The organism is Saccharopolyspora phatthalungensis (assembly GCF_014203395.1).
GTDB lineage: Bacteria > Actinomycetota > Actinomycetes > Mycobacteriales > Pseudonocardiaceae > Saccharopolyspora > Saccharopolyspora phatthalungensis.
Window position 1 is genome coordinate 4,818,924 of sequence record NZ_JACHIW010000001.1, and the last position, 18,659, is coordinate 4,837,582.

Consider the following 18,659-nt stretch of genomic DNA (forward strand, 5'->3'; position numbering starts at 1 on the left):
TCCCACAGGCGAATCCGGGGTCCATGCCAAACTTCGATCATGCCTCGTTTCGGTTTTCGCGTGATAGTCGCGATGCTGGGTACACTGACACTCGTATTGGTCGGCTGTGGCGCCGGCGATGACGGATCGGGCCAGGGCCGACGGCCGACCGGTGCGCACGTGACGATCCGAGTGCCGGCCGACGCCCCGACGATCTCGGCTGCGGTGTCTCTCGCTCAGCCCGGTGACCTCGTGTTGGTCGCGCCGGGCGTGTACCAAGAGTCCGTGAAGATCGCCACGGCTCAAATTACGCTTCGTGGCGAGTCTCGGGACAAGGTCATTATCGACGGGCGGTTGCAGCAGCCGAACGGCATCGTCGTCGCCGCACCCGGGGTGGCCGTGGAGAACCTGACCGTCGAGAACAACACGCAGAACGGGGTACTGGTCACCGGTTCGGCGAAAGCGGTTGCCGGATTGCCGGGGAAAAGCGGCGGCTACGACACCGGCGACGAGCCCGTCACTTTCCTGAAATCGTTCCTGGTCTCCTATGTGACCGCGACCCGCAACGGGCTGTACGGCATCTACGCGTTCTCCGCGCAGAACGGCGTCATCGAGCACTCCTACACGTCAGGTGGGGCTGACTCGGGGATCTATGTCGGCCAATGCAAGCCGTGTCACGTCGTGGTGCGGGACAACATTTCCGAACTCAACGCGGTCGGTTACGAAGGCACCAACGCCAGTGGCGACATGTACGTGGTGGGTAACCGTTTTGTCGGCAACCGGGTCGGACTCACCATCAACTCCGACCACCAGGAGAAGCTGCTCCCGCAGCGGGGTTCCGTCGTCGCCGGCAACCTGGTCGCGGGCAACCAGCAGACACCGACCCCCGAGCAGGCCGACGGCGGGTGGGGCATCGGCATCGGCATCGATGGCGGCAGCGAGAATCAGTTCAGCCGCAACCGAATCGCCGGCAATATCAACGCTGGGCTGGTGATTACCGCAACCACCGACCTGCCACCGGACGGAAACCAGATCGTGGAAAACGCTTTCGCCGCCAACGGCATTGACGTCGGCTGGACGTTTCCCACCGCCACGCAGGGACGCGGTAACTGCCTGCACGCCAATGATCTGCGCACGACGGTGCCCGCTCAGCTCGTGACGACCGCGTCCTGCCCGGTTCCTGCCCAATCGTCCACGCCGTCCGGCACGTGGGCGATGCCGAAGGCACCCGGCGGTATCCCGTTCACCGATGTGGCTGTGCCTGACGCACAGCCACAGTTCCCCAATGCCACCACCACCGGCGCCACGGCTGTTCCGGCCGTTCCGGCGCTACCGGACACCGCAAGCATCCCGCTGCCGTCGGCGTCACTACTCGCCGGCTGTGCGCTGGTGCAGACATCCTGAGCGGCGGCTACCGAGTCGGGCCGACTCCGGGTACCGGCGGAACCGGAATATACCTCTGCGTGTCGAAATCGATGACCACTGGCTGCGGTTCGGAAGCCACATTGACCTGAACCCGATACATGGTGCCGTCCGAGCCGATCCAGTAGCGCACGTTGCCCGCCGTACCGGGCTTGCCGTTGGCGTTCGGCCCAGTCATGACGTCCACCTGGTGGCCACCCAACTGGTCCTGCCCAGTCCAGGTGGCGCCGTTCTGCGGCAGTAGTGCGGCGTTGTCAGGCCGGTCGCTGCCGAGACCGAGCGCGATGGCCAACGAGGTGTCCAGCGCACTGCCGGTCGTTTGCATCGGACGGCTATACCAATCCGACCCGGGCGGCGATTCCGGTGCTTGCGCCGGGGTGTTCGCCATCGGGTGGACAAGCACGGTGGCGGCCGTCCATTCGATCAGCCCGTCGCTGGACGTATCGCGCCCGGTGCCGTGCACCACGCCGTAACCGAGTTTGCCGCGGTAGTCGATGGACCCCGTGATGACCAGCCCACCAGCGGCGCTTGGCACGGTGATCGTCACCGCGCGGCCCCCCGCTTGGTAGTTGCGAAACCGCGTGATTGCCAGCCGGTTCGCCTCATCCGGGGTCAATGCACGTGGACCGGTAGGGCCTGAGCCGTTGCCAATGACCAGAAACGCGACCACTGCGGCGGCCGCGATGCCGATGACGGCTGCCACCCAGCGTGGCCGCAACCATCGGCGCTGGCCGGCCGCGCGCCGCGGGATACCTTGCCGGATTCTCATGCTCCGCACACGGCGCGACGCTAACAGGTCCGCTGATGCGTTTCTAAATTACCTATCTTGGCAGCCGCACGGCGTTCTGGTTCTATATAGCGGTTCGGGGGGATCTTTCGGGGCCAGCGTGTCACTTGGGCCACGAAACCGATGTTCAGCCAGAGAAGGGCTTGTTCATCATGACAAGGGGACAGCTATAGCTATGAACCGAGCCGGTAGAGGATTCAGCCGGACAGCCGGGAAAAGTACGGGCCGGCTGGCGCGTGTGGGGTTGTCCGGGCTGTTGCTGATAGGCAGCGCGACAGGCCCGATGGTGGGCACGGCCGGGGCTTCGGCGGCTGACGGCACACTGACGGTCGAGGTACTGCGGGATTTCTTTGGCACCGGCGTGATCAACGCCACCATGGACGTGCCGCAGCAGGGGATGAAGGTTGACGTTGCCGACCCGGCCGGCCATCACGTCACCGGCATCACGGATGCCACCGGAAAAGTCGTGGTGTCGCCGTCGACCGTGCTGACCGGCGGCCAGTACCGCGTCGATGTCACTGTTCCCGCTCCCTACAGCAATTATTTGCGGGCGGCGCCGGCTTCGACCGCAGCGAACCACTTCGACAGCTTCACCACGTTCGTCGACGTGTCGGGCGGCAAGAACGCCTCGGTAATCACCGGGGTCTGGGACGCGGCCGACTACACGCTCCCCGATTCGCGGTATTTCGTGCCGATCCAGAATGGCGCTAGCGGGACCGACACCCGGGCATTGGTGACGTTCGGAGTGAACACCCGGGGCTCGTGTCCCGGCGACGTGGCGTGCCCGACCACGCTCGCCACGCAATCCCAGGTGGGCACGACTTTCGGGCTGGCCTACGACAAGTACCGGCACCGGCTGTTCCAGAGCGAGTTCGCCCGGCGGTACGCCCCGTACGGTCCGGATGGCGGAGACGCCATCTACACCGTGCCGGCCAAAGGCGGAAGCGCGCCGACCCTGTTCGCGAAGGTGCCGTTCGCCACGGTGACGCCGCACGACACCGCGAACATGATTAAGGATCCCGGGTTCACCAACGCGCCTGGTAAGGAGAGCATCGGTGGCCTGGCCCTGTCGGAAGACGGCTCGACCCTGTACGCGGTGAACCTGCTGGCCCGGACCCTGGTGAGCTTCGATGCGACCGGGGCCACCGCATTACGACCCAAAGCGACGGTGCCGATCCCGGCCCCGGGTTGCGCGGCGCCCACCGACTGGCGGCCGTTCGGGCTTGAAACCCACAACAACACGCTTTATGTCGGTGGCGTGTGTTCCGCGGAAAGCACCCAGAACCGGGCGGACCTGAAGGCTGTCGTCTACGCCTACGACGGCAAGCAATTCAGCACGGTCCTGACCCAGCCGCTTACTGCCGAGCGCGGTGCCGTCTTTGCCGGTAGCCCGAGCGCGGGGCAGAACAACCACTGGAACCCGTGGAACACCGACCTGTCAACCTGGGACGCATTCCGCCCTAGTGGCACCGCCTTCATCGATCCGCAGCCGGAGTTGGCCAGCCTCGCCTTCGCCCGTGACGGTTCGATGATCCTGGGTTTCCGCGACCGGTTCATGGACGTTCTCAGTGCGAGGGGGCTGGACCCTCGGCCGGGCAACAACACCCCGGAACTCGGCATGTCCGGTGGTGACATCAACATGGCCTGCGCCAATCCCGCCGGTGGATACTCGTGGGAAGGCACCGGAAACTGCCCCAACCACGCGAAACCCGCCACCAACGGCGGCCAGGGCACTGGTGTCGTCGAATACTTCCCGGGCGAATTCTTTTCCGGCGGGCACCAGGAAACCGCGCTAGGCTCGGTGGCCTACATTCCGCAGCAGCAATGGGTCATCAGCACGGAGTTCGACCCGACCGTCCACATCGAAACCAGCGGAACCGGTTACCACAACATCAGGACCGGCGAGGGCCCCGGTAACAACCCGGCCGCCAACGCCTACGAGTTCGTCGGTCAGGCCGAGAATGGGTTCGGTAAGGCCGGTGGGCTCGGCGATATCGCCTATACGGCGGCGAATGCGCCGATCCAGATCGGCAACGTGGTGTGGTTCGACGGCGACCACAACGGAATCCAGGACGCCGGACAGGTGCCGCTACCGAATGCGACGATCAACCTGCTGGACGCCAGTGGCAAGAAGGTCGCTACGACCAAGACCGATGCCGCCGGCGAGTACTACTTCGGTGGGGTCGGCGCCGCCTACGAGCTCACGCCGGGTGCGAAGTACACCGTGCAGTTCGACGTGTGTACCGCGAACACCAGCAAGGTGCCAAGCCAGCCGCCGGCAACCGAGCTGCGGTTCACGCTCCCGCTGGCCGGCAATGACCGGGCACATGACTCCAACGTGATCCCGCCGACCACCGGGCAGCTGTGCAACGGATACGCACCTGTCACGGCGCCCGCCAACCCTGGAGGGGTTGATCACACGATCGACGCCGGCGTGTACATCCCACAGGCGGCACCGCCGACGTCAACGCCGCCGACGTCCACGCCGCCGGCCTCTACGCCTCCGACGGACCCGACGATGCCTACCAATCCGCCCCCATCCAACACGCGGACGGACTCGCTGGCCTACACCGGTATTTCCAGCCTGCCAGCGATAATCTTCCTCGGTGTAGTGCTCCTCGGTGCGGGCGCGGCATTCGTGTTCGTGAGCCGGAAGCGTCGCGCCAAGCAACGCTGAAAAACGGGTGGTCTGCCCGCCTGCGATTCGGAATGGCGCGGGCGGGCAGACCATGCCTGTTGCTCTCGGCTCCCGCAGGGCGTCAGGTCAGATGTAGAGGTCGATGCTGCCATCGTCGTTGAAGCCAAGTTTCTCGTCGCGGCTGTCCGGGCAGGCTGCGCCGTCGCCATTAGCCCGCAAGCCGTGACTCCTGCTAAGAATCGCGTGCCGAACACATGAGTATCAGCAAGCAAGCTTACTCAGACCCGGCCGAGCCGGACGCGGACTTTGCCGGAACCCTGCAATGACCGGCGGGCGCGCCAACCCTGAAACTACAAAGTCATTAGCGGCCGTTAGTGTGGCGGGTCCGGGACGATGACGATCAAGTGGGGACTTATGGCGACGACGGCGCGGGAGCGGTTGGCTCGGTTGCTCAGGGGCTCGGAGTCGGCGGGGGCGTTCAGCGCCGAGCTGATCGCGCCGTCGCATCTCTTCGAGCTTGAGGTGTCCGGTGTGGGGCCGGTAAGCCTGCCGATCCGGGCGCCTGCGGCGAGGAAGTTGATCTCGGTGGCGCGGCCTGCGATGTTCGGGCGGGGTGAGGAGACGCTGACCGACACGGGGGTGCGGGATACCTGGGAGTTGACGCCGGATCAGGTGTCGCTGGGTGGGTCGGGGTGGGCGGCGTTGTTGGAGGGTGCGCTGGAGCATTTTCGTGACGCGCTGGGGCTTGCCGGGGCAGTGCGGTTGGTCGCGGAGCCGCATTCGATGCTGGTGTATGGCAAGGGGCAGTTCTTTCTGCCGCATCAGGATTCGGAGAAGCACGACGCGATGGTGGGCACGCTGGTGGTGTCGTTGCCGTCGACGCATACCGGTGGGGAGTTGGTTGTCGAGCACGCGGGTGAGTCGCGGACCTATCGTGCGTCGAAGTCGGAGTTGGCTATGGTCGCGTTCTATTCCGACTGCCGTCACGAGGTGACGCCGGTGCGGTCCGGGTATCGGGTGACGCTGACGTTCAACCTGCTGGCCGTCACCGAGGCCTCGACGGAGGAGCCCGGTTCGGTCGCGGAGCTGGCGCAGTGTCTGACCGAGCATTTCGGTACTCCGGCGACCTCGCGCTATGGGGGCCGTGATCTCGGGCTACCGAATCGACTTGTGTTCCTGCTTGACCACGAGTACACGCAGCGCGGCCTGGGCTGGAGTCGGCTCAAGGGTGTCGACGCAGAGCGGGCCGCGTTGGTGCGCGCCGCGGCGGAGGAGGCCGGGTGCGAGGCGGTGTTGGCGCTGGCGGAGGTGCGGGAGACCTGGGACGCCGACTCTGATGACGGTACCTACTACGACGAGGTCACCGACGACTACGAAGAGGTCACCGAGGACTACGAACTGCGGTCGTTGATCGACGACGAGATCACCCTGGGCTGGTGGACTAACCAGGACGATGGTGGTGAGTCGATCTCGCTGTACGTCCCTGACCATGAGGTCTGTGCCCCCACTGCGAGCGCGGACCTGAAGCCCTACCAGTCCGAGTACGAGGGCTACATGGGCAACTACGGCAACACGGTGGATCGGTGGTATCGGCGGGCAGCGATCGTGGTGTGGCCGAGGGAGCGGGCGTTCGCGGCGCGCGCCGAGGCTGGGTCGGGCTGGGCGCTGCACGAACTCCGTGACCGCATCGAGAGGGATGATGTGGCGGGCGCGCGTGGCGCGGCGGAGTCGCTGGCGCCGTTCTGGAAGACGACGGGGCCGCAGCCGGAGTTGCTGGGTGTGGCGCTGGCTGTGGCGGGTGGCCTGGACGCTGCCGAGACGGCGGCGATGTTGCTTGAGCCGTTCGGGATCGAGGCGCTCGCGCGGGACCATGCCGAGGCGTTGGCCGAGGTGGCTGGGCGGTATGGCGAGGAGTGGACCGCGGACGTCATCGGCGGGTGGTTCGGCGCCCGACACAACCTCGGACCAGATCGAGACGGGTGGATCGAGACGCTGCCAGGGTTGTGTGAGGCGCTGCGTGCGGCGGGCGCGCCGGAGGTGGCGCGATTGCTGACCGGCCGAACCTGGTACTGGGCGGATCTGCAACTCCGGTCCTGTATCGTCAGCGGGCGAGCCGACAAGCGTCGGCCGCAGTTGCAGCGGCTCGGATCACCGCTGGCGCGGCTGTTCGAAGCGGCCGAGGAAGCACAGCGCGACGAGATCAGGGCGGCGCTGCGCGAGCGCGGAGACAAGGTGCTGGTGTGCGTGATGTCGGCGCTGCGTTCGGCGAATGAGCGGCGGTCGGCAGGGCTGGAGGTCCTTGCCCAGGACTGCGCGGCGCTGCTCGACACGATCATCGCGCGGCCGGCGCGTGCCGAGGACGACTGGTCGATCGACTGGACCGGGTGCGGGTGCGAGTTGTGCGGGACGCTGGGGGATTTCCTTCATTCCCGATCGCAGCGAGGCTTCGAGTGGCCGCTGGCGGCGGAGAAACGTCGGCACGTGCATTCCCGGATCGACTCGGCCGACCTCCCGGTACGACACCAGACCCGCAGGCAGGGCCGACCCTACACCCTCGTGTTGACCAAGACTAAGGCGCTGTTCACCCGGCCCGAGGAGGAGCGGCAGCAGGCGGTGGCGGACCTGGCGTGGCTGAGATCGAGCTGGGGAGTCGGGGAAGACAACGCAAGTTTTACTCCGCATCGATGAGCCGGAGCTGTGAGTCACCGGGTCGAGCCGTCGGCGTGATCAGGACCGACGTGTTGATCTAACCGACGCTCTCCCGCAGACCACCGACCGCGAACACAGGACACGCACTGAACGGTAGCGATCTGCACCGGTTTGTCCTGTGTTTTGGGGCTTTTGCTGGTCACTGTCTCTTGTGGACGCCGCTGGGGGTGTCAAGGGGTCGCAGGTTCCACGTAGCTCAGCGGGCCTTTTTGTGTCGCGATGTGGATCTTGTTGGCCCGGGAAACAAAGTTGCATTGGTAAACCGAGGTGCGCTCGACCACATTTCCCGTTATTCGGTGGCGCGGCGGGATCTTCGGATGCATGCTTGCGGCCAGCAACTAGTTGTAGCTAGCAAGTAAATCGGCATAAAAGCGGCAACCGGACCGAAAGTTCAACCATGGCTCATCCCCCCGAGGCGCATCCGAACACCGCCGCGGAGCTCGGCGTTCAGCTCGTCCGCCTGGTTCGGCTGATCCATCGCGTCAAGTCCCAGACCGGCAAGAAGGGGCCGGACGGGATCGAGCAGTCCGCGTACGCGATCCTGTTCCACCTCGTTCAGGACGGGCCGCAGCGTACCGGTCGGCTCGCTGAATCGCTGCACTCCGAGATCTCCACGATCAGTCGCCAGAGCAATGCGCTGGTTCAGCACGGTCTGGTGGAGCGCCAGGCCGATCCCAATGACGGCCGTGCCTGCCTGCTGGCGCCGACGGCCGAGGGGCAGCGGATCTTCCGGGAAGCGCATGACCAACGCACTCGGTGGCTGGCCGAGGTGCTGGCTGACTGGTCGCAGGCGGACCGCCTGGCATTGAACAGTCTTTTCGCTCGACTCAACACCGATATCGAGACGCGCACTCCGAACCTCGCCGAGCCGGCGTGTGCGCCGCAGGCCAAGGGGGGCCACGCATGACAAGGATGGCAACGAAGACATCGGGGGGATCGGCCGAAGCCGAACAAGGCCCGAACCTCACCCACCGCCAGATCGTCACCATCCTGATCGGCCTGATGTCGGGGATGTTCCTGGCGGCGCTGGACCAGACGATCGTCGGCACCTCGATCGTCCGGATCGCCAACGACCTCAACGGTTTCGACCTGCAGGCGTGGATCACCACCGCCTACCTGATGACATCTACCATCGCTACGCCGATCTACGGCAAGCTTTCCGACATCTATGGCCGCAAGTCGTTCTACCTGATCGCGATCTCGGTGTTCGTGATCGGATCCGCGGCTGCGACGATCGCGCAGTCGATGTACGAACTCGCCGCGTTCCGCGCTCTCCAAGGGCTCGGCGCCGGCGGCCTGATGTCGCTGGCGATGACCATCCTCGGCGACATCGTGCCGCCGCGTCAGCGCGCGAAGTACCAGGGCTTCTTCCTGGCTGTGTTCGGTGTTTCTACGGTGCTCGGCCCGGTGCTGGGCGGGCTGTTCGCTGGGTTCGACACGCTGGGGGGCATCGACGGCTGGCGGTGGGTGTTCCTGGTGAACGTGCCGATCGGGGTCGTCGCGCTGGCGGTCGTCGCCAAGGTCCTCAACGTGCCGCACCAGCGCCACGACCACCGCATCGACTGGTGGGGTGGCCTGGCCCTAGCGACCACGGTGGTTCCGCTCCTGCTCATCGCCGAGCAGGGCAACAAGTGGGGTTGGGAGTCGACGGACGCGATCATCTGCTACGCGGTCGCCGCCGTCGGGTTGGTGCTGTTCCTGTTCATCGAGTACGTGATGAAGGACGCGGCGCTAATTCCGCTGCGTCTGTTCAAGAACTCCACGTTCACCGTGGCGATCCTCGGTGGAGTCATCGTCGGTGTCGCGATGTTCGGCGCGATCACGATGATTCCGCAGTACTTGCAGGTCGTGCAGGGCTACACGCCCACCGAGTCGGGGCTGCTGACGCTTCCGCTGATGGCGGGCATCATGTCCGCGTCGATCATCTCGGGGCAGGTCACGTCGCGCACCGGCCGATACAAGATCTTGCCGGTGATCGGTACCTTCCTGATCGCGGTCGGCGCGGTGGTGTTCGCCCAGGTCGAGTACGACAGCCCGCTGTGGCTGCCGTTGATCGCCGCCGGAATCATCGGCTTCGGTCTCGGCAACTGCATGCAAACGCTGATCATCGCGGTGCAGAACGCGGGTCCGCGCCAAGACATGGGCGTTTCCACTGCGGCGGCGACGTTCTTCCGGCAGATGGGCGGGACGATCGGTGTCGCGGTGTTCCTGACCATCCTGTTCAACGTGCTGCCGGGCAACATCGAGAAGGCGTTCGGCGGTGCCTTGCCGGTCGCCGCGAGAGGGCAGCTGGGCAGCCTGCAGTCCAACACGGGCGTGATCCAGCAACTGCCCGATGCGCTGCGCATTCCGGTTCTAGTCGGCTTCACCGAGTCGATCACCACGGTGCTCTACGTCGCAGCCGGGATCGCGCTGCTGGGCTGCCTGGTCCTGATGTTCATGAAGGAAATCCCGCTCGCCGGTGGTCCGGCACCGGCTGCGTCGATGGTGGAGGGCGGTGAGGCGCTGCTCGAGGGAGAGCCGGAAGTCGTGCCGGTCTGGACCGAGCCGAAGTCCACATCGGACACAGAATTGGTCGACGCGGGTAAGCATGCGTTGTCGAACGGGCATGGCGAGTACCAGCGCCCGTTCACCGCGCCGATGTCCGCAGCGGCGGCTCACGCGCCGGATGCGGGTTTATCGATCACCGGACAGGTACGGCGTCAGGACGGGACCTCCGTCGAAGGCGCGGTCCTGACCCTGATCGACCAGAGCGGGAGGCAGGTAGCCAGGGCCGTCGGCTCCAGCGACGGCAGCTACACGATCAGTGTCCCCGGCATCGGAAACCACGTGCTGATCGTTTCCGCGACCGGCTACCAGCCCCAAGCCTCCAGCGTGGTCGTCGACGCGAGATCGACAAAGCTGGACATCACACTGACCGGCTCTGGTGAGTTGACCGGCGTCGTCCGCTCGCCCGGGCAGGGCAACCCGCTGGCCGGCGTCACCGTGACATTGACCGACGAGCGCGGCGAAGTGAATGGCGCGTTCGTCACCGGGGACGACGGCGCGTATTCCTTCCGCGGTGTGGGAGCGGGCAACTACACGCTGGTGGCCAGCGGCGACCGCTATCGCCCGATCGCGGCGACCCTGACCGTGCCGGACAGCGGATTGCTGCGCCACGACATCGAGTTGGCCACTGCCGTGCCGCTCACCGGCACTGCGCGCACCGACGAGGGCCGCATCGTGGCGGACGCGCAGATCACGGTGCTCGACACTGACGGCAAAACAGCTGCGGTGACCAGGACCGACGCGGAGGGACGCTATCTGATCAGTGACCTCCAGGAGGGCGACTACACCGTGGTGGTAAGCGGATATCCACCGGTGTCCAGCCGGGTGAACCTGCTCGGGGATGGGGCGACGCACGATGTGCGGCTCAGCTACGACTCTGTCTCTTGACGGCACTGGCCAACGCCGCGGGCGCCTCGTCGCTGACTGGTATGTACGGGAGAGCCCACCCAAAAATCTATAGATTTCTCTTGCGTCCGGTCGGGGCCGCCTTTTACGGTTGGCGAACCTAGTTCCGATGCCTCGAAGGAGCGGCTGGTGAGCGCTGTGTCTGTGCGCCGGAGGCGGCACGGCCGAGCGCTGGCGGCGATGGCCAGACGCCGCCGAAGGTTGGGCTGCTCAGTCGGTGGATTCCTCGGCCCACTGCAGGATCGCTTTGCGGGTGTTGTTCATGTGGATCAGGACAGCCTCTGCCGCCGCGTCTTCGTCGCCGTCCAGACAGGCTTGCATGATCGCGCGATGCTCGTCGGCGACGGAGCCGTAGTCAGTGCGGATCGGCTGCGACAGTTGTCGGAAGCGCCGGGATTGATCAGTGAGCAACTCGGCGATGCGAAGCAGCCACGCGGAGTCGCAGCACCGCAGCGTCGTCTTGTGGAACTCGACATGCACCTCTTCGTAGGCGGCGTAGGCGCGGCCGGTGAGTTCGGTGACGTTGTCGCCGCCCGCGTCCTGCATGCGGCGAAATGCCTGGTCGACCTCGTCGCGCCAGGCATCGTCACCGGCCGCTACCGATCGGCGCAGTGCCATCGGTTCGAGCATCGTGCGCAGCTCGTAAATCTCCTCCATCTCCTTGACGGAGATCTCGGCGACCCGCACGCCCCGCTGGGGCAGGTAGCTAACCCAGCCCTCACCGGCGAGCCGGGCGAATGCCTCCCGCAAGGGCGTGGCGCTGACCGAGAACCGGTTGGCCAGTGCGGTCGCAGCGAGTCGATCACCGGGTTTGAACTCGTGCGCGAAGATCGCGTCCCGGAGTTGGTCGGTCACGCGGTCGGTCAGCGACTGCGAGTCGTTCGCCGCCCTTTCGGTCATGCCCACATTGTTGCCACCACTCGAGCGTGCGACCAAACACCCCGGGCAGAACTTCCGCCCCGCAACGCCGAAGTCGACCTTGGAGAATGACATTGCGCAGGTTAGTGGACCTCTCGGTGCCGTTGCAGGCCGGGATCGCCTCGGATCCGCCGAGTCTCTTACCGGAGATCGACTACTACGACCATGCCGACACCGCGACGGATGTGCTGGCGTTCTTTCCCGGCGCCACCGAGGACGATCTGCCTGACCGTGAGGGCTGGGCGATCGAACGGATGCGGGTCACCACGCACAACGGGACGCATCTCGATGCCCCGTACCACTACTCCGCGGTGATGGATGGTGGGCAGCGGGCGATCACCATCGACGAGGTTCCGTTGGAATGGTGCTTGCAGCCAGCCGTGAAGCTGGACTTCCGGCACTTCGAGGACGGCTACGTCGCCACGGCCGCCGATGTGGAAGCCGAGCTTAAGCGTATCGACCACCTGCTGCGGCCGTTGGAGATCGTGGTGGTGAACACGGCCGCTGGTGTGCGCTACGGGCGGGACGACTACGTCACTTCCGGCTGTGGGATGGGCCGCGACGCCACGCTGTATCTGCTGGAACGCGGCGTCCGGCTGACCGGGACGGACGCCTGGAGCTGGGACGCCCCGTTCGCCTACACCGCTGACCGCTACGCCCGTGACCGGGATCCGTCAGTGATTTGGGAGGGCCATCGGGCCGGCCGTGAGATCGGCTACTGCCACCTCGAGAAGCTCCACAACCTGGAGTCGTTGCCTCCCAGCGGTTTCCAGATCGCCTGCTTTCCCGTGAAGATCCACGCGGCGTCCGCGGGGTGGACCCGCGCCGTGGCGATCTTCGACGACTGACCGACCCGACAGAGCGGAGTTCTACGCACATGAGCGTCGTGATCACCGTGGCGCCGACCGGCCCGATCGCCTCGAAGACCGACAACCCGTACCTGCCGACCCAGCCCGAGGAGATCGCCGACGCCGTCGCGAAGGCGTACGAAGCTGGCGCCGCCGTCGCACACATCCACCTGCGGGACACCGAGCACCGGCCGACCGCCGACCTGGCCATCGCCCGGCGCACGATGGACCTGATCGCCGAGCGCTGCCCGATTCTCATCCAGCTCTCCACCGGGGTGGGCCTTAGCGTGCCGTTCGAGGAGCGTGCGGCACTGGTCGAACTGCGTCCCCGGATGGCCACGCTCAACCCGTGCAGCATGAGCTTCGGTGCGGGGGAGTTTCGCAACCCTCCGGCCGATGTGCGCCGGTTGGCGGCGCGGATGCGGGAACTCGGTGTGAAACCCGAGTTGGAGATCTACGACACCGGACATCTGGACGCCTGCCTTCGGCTGCGCGATGAGGGCTTGCTGGATGACGAGCCGATGCAGTTCTCGATCGTCCTCGGCGTGGCGGGTGGGATGGCCGCGACGCCGGACAATCTGCTCACGATGGTTCGGCGGCTGCCGGAAGGCGCCGTGTGGCAGGTGATCGCCATTGGCCGCGCCAACCTGTCGCTGACCGCGATGGGACTGGCCCTCGGTGGCAACGCCCGCGCCGGTCTGGAAGACGCGCTGTACCTGCGCAAGGGCGAACTCAGCCCCGGCAACCTCCCGCTGGTCGAACGTGCCGTGCAACTCGCCAACGACCTCGACCTCGGCGTGGCCGGTGTCGAGGCGACCGAGAAGCTGCTCAATCTCCCGCCCCGCTGACAAGCGGTGGCCACCAGCGCCGATGACCAGCCTCCAGCCCCTTCTCGCACGCGGCGGCTGAGCCGGAACCGTTACGACAGACGGTGATCTCCTGTTGACCGGTCGCGCGCAATTCGTACAGAACGCGCTCAAAGCCGGACTGCGTACCCCCGGTCGGGGAGCTGCGGTTCCGCATCTCCCGTCCCGTACATCTACTACCACGGAGGCGCGAACGCCGTCAGCTCCGGATCGTTCGGACTTGAACGCGGCGCGAATCTGGCGCGCGAGGCCAACATGATCGTCATTCGGCCCAACCACCGGATGGGTGCGCTCGGCCTGGTTCACTTCGGACTGATCGGCGACGATCTGCCGGAGGCGGTGAACCTCGGTCGGCAGGACCAGATCGCGGCGCTGAAGTGCGCCGACCGTCGCAACAAAGGAAGCCAATATCTTGCATGAATGTATAGACTTTTTCGATTACCTCGAAAGCTGGCCCGGCGCCCGAGTGACCGGTCTGGCGGGAACGGCGGTCCGGTGGAGATCGAGATGGCATCCGAGTCGGCTGAGCTGCACAGTCTGGACAACAATCACCTGCACGCATTGCACGCACTGCTGACCGAGCGCACGGTCACTGGGGCGGCACTTCGCCTGGGGCGCACCCAGCCCACGTTGTCGGCCGCGCTGGCTCGATTACGTCGGCATTTCTCCGATGATCTGCTGACCCGGGTCGGGAATCATTACCAGCTAACTCCGTTCGCGGAGCAGTTGCGTCCGCTGACCAGTGTGGCCGTGGCTGCGGTCGAACGAGTGTTTTCGGCGGAGTCGGAATTCGATCCGGCGAGTTCCGGCCGGGTTTTCACGATCGTTTCCTCGGACTACGGAATCAGCGTGGTCGGCGCGCATCTGGTGGCATTGCTGGAAAAGCGGGCGCCTCGCGCGTGCGTTCGTTTCGAGCCGGTGACCCCGGAAGCGCTGAGCCGGAATCCGGACTTCTACCGGACGATGGATGGCGTTTTCATGCCACACGGATACATCGACCTTCCGCGGTCGATGGATCTGTTCGAGGACCAGTGGATCTGCCTGGTGGCCGCGGACAACCCGGACGTCGGGGACCGGCTGACCATGGATGATCTGCACCGGCTGCCGTGGGTCGCCACCTTCGGCGACCCATTCGGCCGGGCGCCGGCGTGGCGGCAGATGGAACTGCTCGGGGTGACTCCCCGCGTGTGCGCCACTGCGGATTCCTTCCTGACCATGCCGCAACTCGTCCGCCGTACCGGTGGTCTTGCGCTGATGCAGAACAAGCTCGCCACTGGGATGGCAGAGGCATTGGATGTGCGGATCGTGGCCTGCCCGTTCGACGCGGTGCCCATCGTCGAAGCGTTCTGGTGGCATCCGATGCACGATCAGGATTCCGGCCATGTCTGGTTGCGTGGCCTCCTTTCGGAGGCCAGCGCCCTGATCACCTGAACGCCGCCGGATCAGCCGGTGGTCGCCGCGTCGGCGGGAAGCGGCGTGACCGCCGGGCGGCGGATCACGATCTCTCCCGACGGGGTGCCCACGGCCACCGCGTAAAGACCTGGCCGGTCGCCGTTGTATTTCAGTGGTAGCTGATCGACACCGTCGCCGAGCCACTGGCGCATGTCCTGCTCGGTGCCGCCGACCTCCATCCACGTGACCCCCTGCGGTGACACGGTCTCGTGGTCGCGGGGCTGACGAGCCGGGTGGGCGTCCATGTCGGGAATGAGGAAGACATTGGGCAAGCCCCGTTGCCAGCAGTAGACGGTGTCCGGGGGGCGCGCCGGGGCGCTCATGGAGCCGTCTGGCTTACGCCGAAGCCCGGTCTCGAAGATTTCGCTACCCAGACGTGCCGCGATCGTCTCCAGTTCGTCGCGCGTGTCCACCCGCAGGCACCAGCCGATGTAGACGTCGCCGTTGCGAATTTGGTCGTAGAACCACTTGTCCACCGGGTTGTGCTCCGGGGAGTAGGCGTCGATGACGCTTTCCACCTCGATGTACTGGTCCGGGCCCAATGCAACGATGCGATTGGCGATGCCCAGGCCGGGAAACCAGCCGCCTTCGTACTGCCCCAGGCCGGTTTCGTCGCAGAGTCGGACCGTGCCTTCGTAGAGGTTCTTGGTGCCCAGCGAGATGTGGTCGATGGTGAGCAACGGGAAATGCCTCCTCAGGATTCAGTTGCTGGCGGAGTGCTGGGGGTCGGCGATGATCGGTTCATCGTCCGGACGCTCCCCTGGTCCACGGAGCCGTTTCGCCGCCACAGTAAGCACCGCGCAGCCCGTGAGCGCGATGGCGACGAAGTACAGCCCACTGTTGTAATTACCGCTGGCGTCGCGCAGCCAACCGACGACATACGGGCTGGCGAAGCTGGCGATATTGCCCAGGGTGGTGGTGAACGCGACGCCGACCGCGACCGCGACGCCCGGGCGCAAATGCTGGATGGGCAATTGCCACATCAGCGACAGGCTGGCGTAGATGCCGGCGGTCAGCAGCGTCGTACCGATCAGCGTGATGGGCAGGCTGTGACCGTTGATTGTGATCAGCACACCAACGGCGGCTACCAGCGCGCCTGCTGCGGAGTGCCAGACGCGTTCCCGACTGCGGTCCGAGTGCCGGGCCCAGAACAAGGCCGCGGCTATCGCCGGGAGATAGACCACCGAGGTCACCAATCCGGTCTGGACCAGGCTGAACTTGGTGTGATAAGTCGCGGCGAATCCCGCGATGATCAGCGGGAGGAACGCTGTCAGCGCGGCGAAGCCGATCCACAACATGCCGGTGGCGGTCGCGAAGACCATGAGCCTCCCGTCGCGCATCCGGTCGGTCAGATCGGCAAGCCGGATCCGTGGTCGGTCTTGCGCGCCGTCCTCGACCTCCGCCAGCACGGCGGCCCGCTCCTCGGGGGTCAACCAGTCCGCTTTCGCGGGAGAGTCGGTGAGCCACAGCAGGATCAGCACGCCGAACAGAATCGAGGGCAGCCCCTCGAAAACGAACATCCACCGCCACCCTGCCAGACCAGCCAGCCCGTCAGCGTGTTGGAGGATGATCGCCGACAGCGGCGTGCCGAGGACGGCGTAGAACGGCAGCGTGGAGAGCACGCTGATCAGCCCTCTGCGCGTCGGGGCGAACCAATAGGTCAGGTACAGCAACATACCGGGCAGGAAGCCTGCTTCCGCGGCCCCGAGCAGGATTCGTACGAAAACCAGCGAGCCTTCCCCGGTGACGAAACCGGTGCAGGTGGCCACGACTCCCCAACAGATCATGAGCAAGGACAGCCATCGGCGTGGCCCCACTCGCTGCAACGCCATATTGCTGGGAATCTGAAGGGCGATGTATCCGGCCGAGAAGATCCCGGTCGCGAATCCGAATGCCGCCGCGGACAGCCCGAGATCCTTGTTCATGGTCAGCGCCGCAGTGCCCAGGTTGACCCGGTCCAGGTAGTTAGCCGTGTACATGGCCAGCAGCAGCGGAACCAGGCGCCAGGCGACCTTGCGTGCGGCTCGGCGGCGGATCTCCCGGTTGGAGGTCGTGTTCATTGGGCATCATCGCCCTGGCCGTCGACGACCTCCAGCGACGGTGCCCAGCGCGGGATGTCCGCCGTGCCGGAGGGCAGCCGCAGGCTCTTGCTGTAGCCGAACTCATGGAGGGTTTCCAGGGCGTGTTCGCGGCCGTATCCACTAGCGCCCACACCGCCGAACGGGGTTCCAGTGAACGCGCGGTTGTAGTGGTTGACGAACACCATGCCCGCGCGGAGCGCTCGGCCGACCCGCAGGGCGCGCTCGGAGTCGCGGGTGAACACCCCGGCCACTAGGCCGAATTCGGTGCCGTTGGCGATGCTGATCGCCTCGGCCTCGTCGTGGAAGGGGATCAGGCACACCACGGGGCCGAAGATCTCCTCGTGGGCGATGCGCATGTCCCGGGAGACGCCGGTGAACAGGGTCGGCGGGGCGTAGAACCCGTCGACCAATTCCGGATCCGTGGGCAGCACCGCCTGTGCCGCGATCGTCGCGCCTTCGGCCACGCCGATGTCGATGTAGTCCAGCACCCGCTGCCGCTGCGCCGGTGTCACCAGCGGACCCACGTGCGTGTCCGCGTCCGCACCATTGCCGACTCTCAGCCGGGCCACGGCGCTGGCAAAGCGACGAGCGACTTCGTCGTAGAGATCGGCGTGTACCAGGACGCGGGATGCGGCGGTGCAGGCTTCGCCCTGGTTGAAGAAGCCACCTTCCACGGCCCAGGGCAGGGCCGAGTCCAGGTCGGCGTCGTCGAAGATCATCAGTGCGTTCTTGCCGCCGAGTTCCATCAGCGTCGGGGTCAGGTTGTCCGCCGCCGTCTTGATCACTGCCGTGCCGGTGGTGGGGGCGCCGGTAAAGGAGATCTTTCCGACCAGCTTGTGTCCGGCCAGCGCGGCGCCGATCTTGCCGGTCCCCGGGACGACGTGCACGACGTCGTCCGGGAGGACGGACTGCGCCAATTCCACAACCCGTAGCACCGACAGCGGTGCCTGCTCAGGTGGCTTGATGACCACGGCGTTGCCTGCCGCGAGCGCGGGGGCGAGCTTGCCGGCAGTGTGCAGCGGAGGCCAGTTGAACGGCACGATCGCGCCGATGACCCCATAGGGCTCCAGCACCGTGACGTCCAGGATGCTGCCCGCGTCACGCACCTGATTCGGCATCGCCTCACAGAGGCTGGCGAACAGTTCGAAAATGGCGATGGCGGCTTCGAGGTCGAATCCCCGCGACTGCGAGACCGGCTTGCCGTTGTCACTTGTTTCCAGCGTCGCGATCTCGTCCGCATGCTCGCGTACCGCCTGGGCGATCTTCCAGAGCCACCGGCCGCGTTCCCGTGGCGTGCGGGCTTTCCACGCGAAATGCGCCTCGTAGGCGGCACGGACCGCCTGATCCACCTGTTCCGCACCGGCTCCCTGCATGACCGTCAGAGGCTTACCGGTAGCCGGATTGTCCACAGTGAACTGATCAGCGTCGTCTTCCGACGACCACCGGGTCCGCCGGACCTGGCTGGTTTCGAATGTCATGGACAGACATCCTCCCTTCTGCAACGGG

The 18,659-nt window shown here is 65.9% G+C and carries 14 protein-coding genes; 9 read left to right on the top strand and 5 right to left on the bottom strand.

All coding sequences use genetic code 11. The annotated features are described in order from the left end of the window. The first annotated feature begins 159 nt into the window (after positions 1 to 159). Positions 160 to 1,383 carry a right-handed parallel beta-helix repeat-containing protein gene (locus BJ970_RS22225; protein ID WP_312864356.1) on the top strand — a complete coding sequence of 408 codons (1,224 nt, stop codon included), beginning with the start codon at positions 160 to 162 and terminating at the stop codon, positions 1,381 to 1,383. Between the two features lie 7 nt (positions 1,384 to 1,390). Here the strand turns inward: BJ970_RS22225 and BJ970_RS22230 are convergent, their stop codons facing one another. Beyond that, on the bottom strand, positions 1,391 to 2,104 hold the full coding sequence (locus tag BJ970_RS22230) for a hypothetical protein (RefSeq protein WP_312864357.1): 714 nt from the start codon (positions 2,102 to 2,104) through the stop codon (positions 1,391 to 1,393). 367 nt (positions 2,105 to 2,471) lie between these two features. Between BJ970_RS22230 and BJ970_RS22235 the strand changes: the two genes are divergently transcribed. The 4 genes from BJ970_RS22235 to BJ970_RS22250 all read left to right on the top strand — a co-directional run bounded on the left by BJ970_RS22235 (position 2,472) and on the right by BJ970_RS22250 (position 10,970). Beyond that, positions 2,472 to 4,865 carry an SdrD B-like domain-containing protein gene (locus BJ970_RS22235; RefSeq protein ID WP_246470959.1) on the top strand — a complete coding sequence of 798 codons (2,394 nt, stop codon included), beginning with the start codon at positions 2,472 to 2,474 and terminating at the stop codon, positions 4,863 to 4,865. Positions 4,866 to 5,219: 354 nt separating this feature from the next. Then, the gene (locus BJ970_RS22240; protein ID WP_246470960.1) at positions 5,220 to 7,514 is read left to right on the top strand and encodes a 2OG-Fe(II) oxygenase; all 2,295 of its coding nucleotides are present in this window, start codon (positions 5,220 to 5,222) and stop codon (positions 7,512 to 7,514) included. Positions 7,515 to 7,932: 418 nt separating this feature from the next. Further along, a complete protein-coding gene (locus tag BJ970_RS22245; RefSeq protein ID WP_184728022.1) occupies positions 7,933 to 8,442 on the top strand; it encodes a MarR family winged helix-turn-helix transcriptional regulator in 510 nt (169 codons plus the stop codon). A gap of 5 nt (positions 8,443 to 8,447) precedes the next feature. Next, positions 8,448 to 10,970, top strand: coding sequence for an MFS transporter (locus tag BJ970_RS22250; protein ID WP_184728023.1), 2,523 nt, complete (start codon positions 8,448 to 8,450; stop codon positions 10,968 to 10,970). A gap of 228 nt (positions 10,971 to 11,198) precedes the next feature. Here the strand turns inward: BJ970_RS22250 and BJ970_RS22255 are convergent, their stop codons facing one another. Next, positions 11,199 to 11,888 (bottom strand): GntR family transcriptional regulator, encoded by a 690-nt coding sequence (locus BJ970_RS22255; protein WP_184728024.1) that lies wholly within the window; start codon positions 11,886 to 11,888, stop codon positions 11,199 to 11,201. Between the two features lie 92 nt (positions 11,889 to 11,980). On the opposite strand from BJ970_RS22255, the gene BJ970_RS22260 reads away from it, so the two are divergent. From BJ970_RS22260 to BJ970_RS22275, 4 genes are all read left to right on the top strand, one after another. Continuing rightward, the gene (locus tag BJ970_RS22260) at positions 11,981 to 12,754 is read left to right on the top strand and encodes a cyclase family protein (protein ID WP_184729285.1); all 774 of its coding nucleotides are present in this window, start codon (positions 11,981 to 11,983) and stop codon (positions 12,752 to 12,754) included. Positions 12,755 to 12,783: 29 nt separating this feature from the next. After that, the gene (locus tag BJ970_RS22265) at positions 12,784 to 13,602 is read left to right on the top strand and encodes a beta-keto acid cleavage family enzyme (RefSeq protein ID WP_184728025.1); all 819 of its coding nucleotides are present in this window, start codon (positions 12,784 to 12,786) and stop codon (positions 13,600 to 13,602) included. Between the two features lie 189 nt (positions 13,603 to 13,791). Further along, on the top strand, positions 13,792 to 14,040 hold the full coding sequence (locus BJ970_RS22270; protein WP_312864462.1) for a carboxylesterase family protein: 249 nt from the start codon (positions 13,792 to 13,794) through the stop codon (positions 14,038 to 14,040). A gap of 87 nt (positions 14,041 to 14,127) precedes the next feature. After that, positions 14,128 to 15,051, top strand: a complete 924-nt coding sequence (locus BJ970_RS22275) for a LysR family transcriptional regulator (protein WP_184728026.1) — start codon at positions 14,128 to 14,130, stop codon at positions 15,049 to 15,051. Between the two features lie 11 nt (positions 15,052 to 15,062). On the opposite strand, the gene BJ970_RS22280 is transcribed toward BJ970_RS22275, so the two are convergent. From BJ970_RS22280 to BJ970_RS22290, 3 genes are read right to left on the bottom strand one after another with little or no spacing between them, the layout of a single operon-like run. Then, positions 15,063 to 15,752 carry a VOC family protein gene (locus BJ970_RS22280; protein WP_184728027.1) on the bottom strand — a complete coding sequence of 230 codons (690 nt, stop codon included), beginning with the start codon at positions 15,750 to 15,752 and terminating at the stop codon, positions 15,063 to 15,065. Positions 15,753 to 15,773: 21 nt separating this feature from the next. After that, positions 15,774 to 17,132, bottom strand: coding sequence for an MFS transporter (locus BJ970_RS22285; protein ID WP_184728028.1), 1,359 nt, complete (start codon positions 17,130 to 17,132; stop codon positions 15,774 to 15,776). Then, the gene (locus tag BJ970_RS22290) at positions 17,129 to 18,631 is read right to left on the bottom strand and encodes an aldehyde dehydrogenase family protein (RefSeq protein WP_184728029.1); all 1,503 of its coding nucleotides are present in this window, start codon (positions 18,629 to 18,631) and stop codon (positions 17,129 to 17,131) included. Before BJ970_RS22290 ends, BJ970_RS22285 begins: the two co-directional genes overlap by 4 nt. Positions 18,632 to 18,659 lie beyond the last annotated feature (28 nt).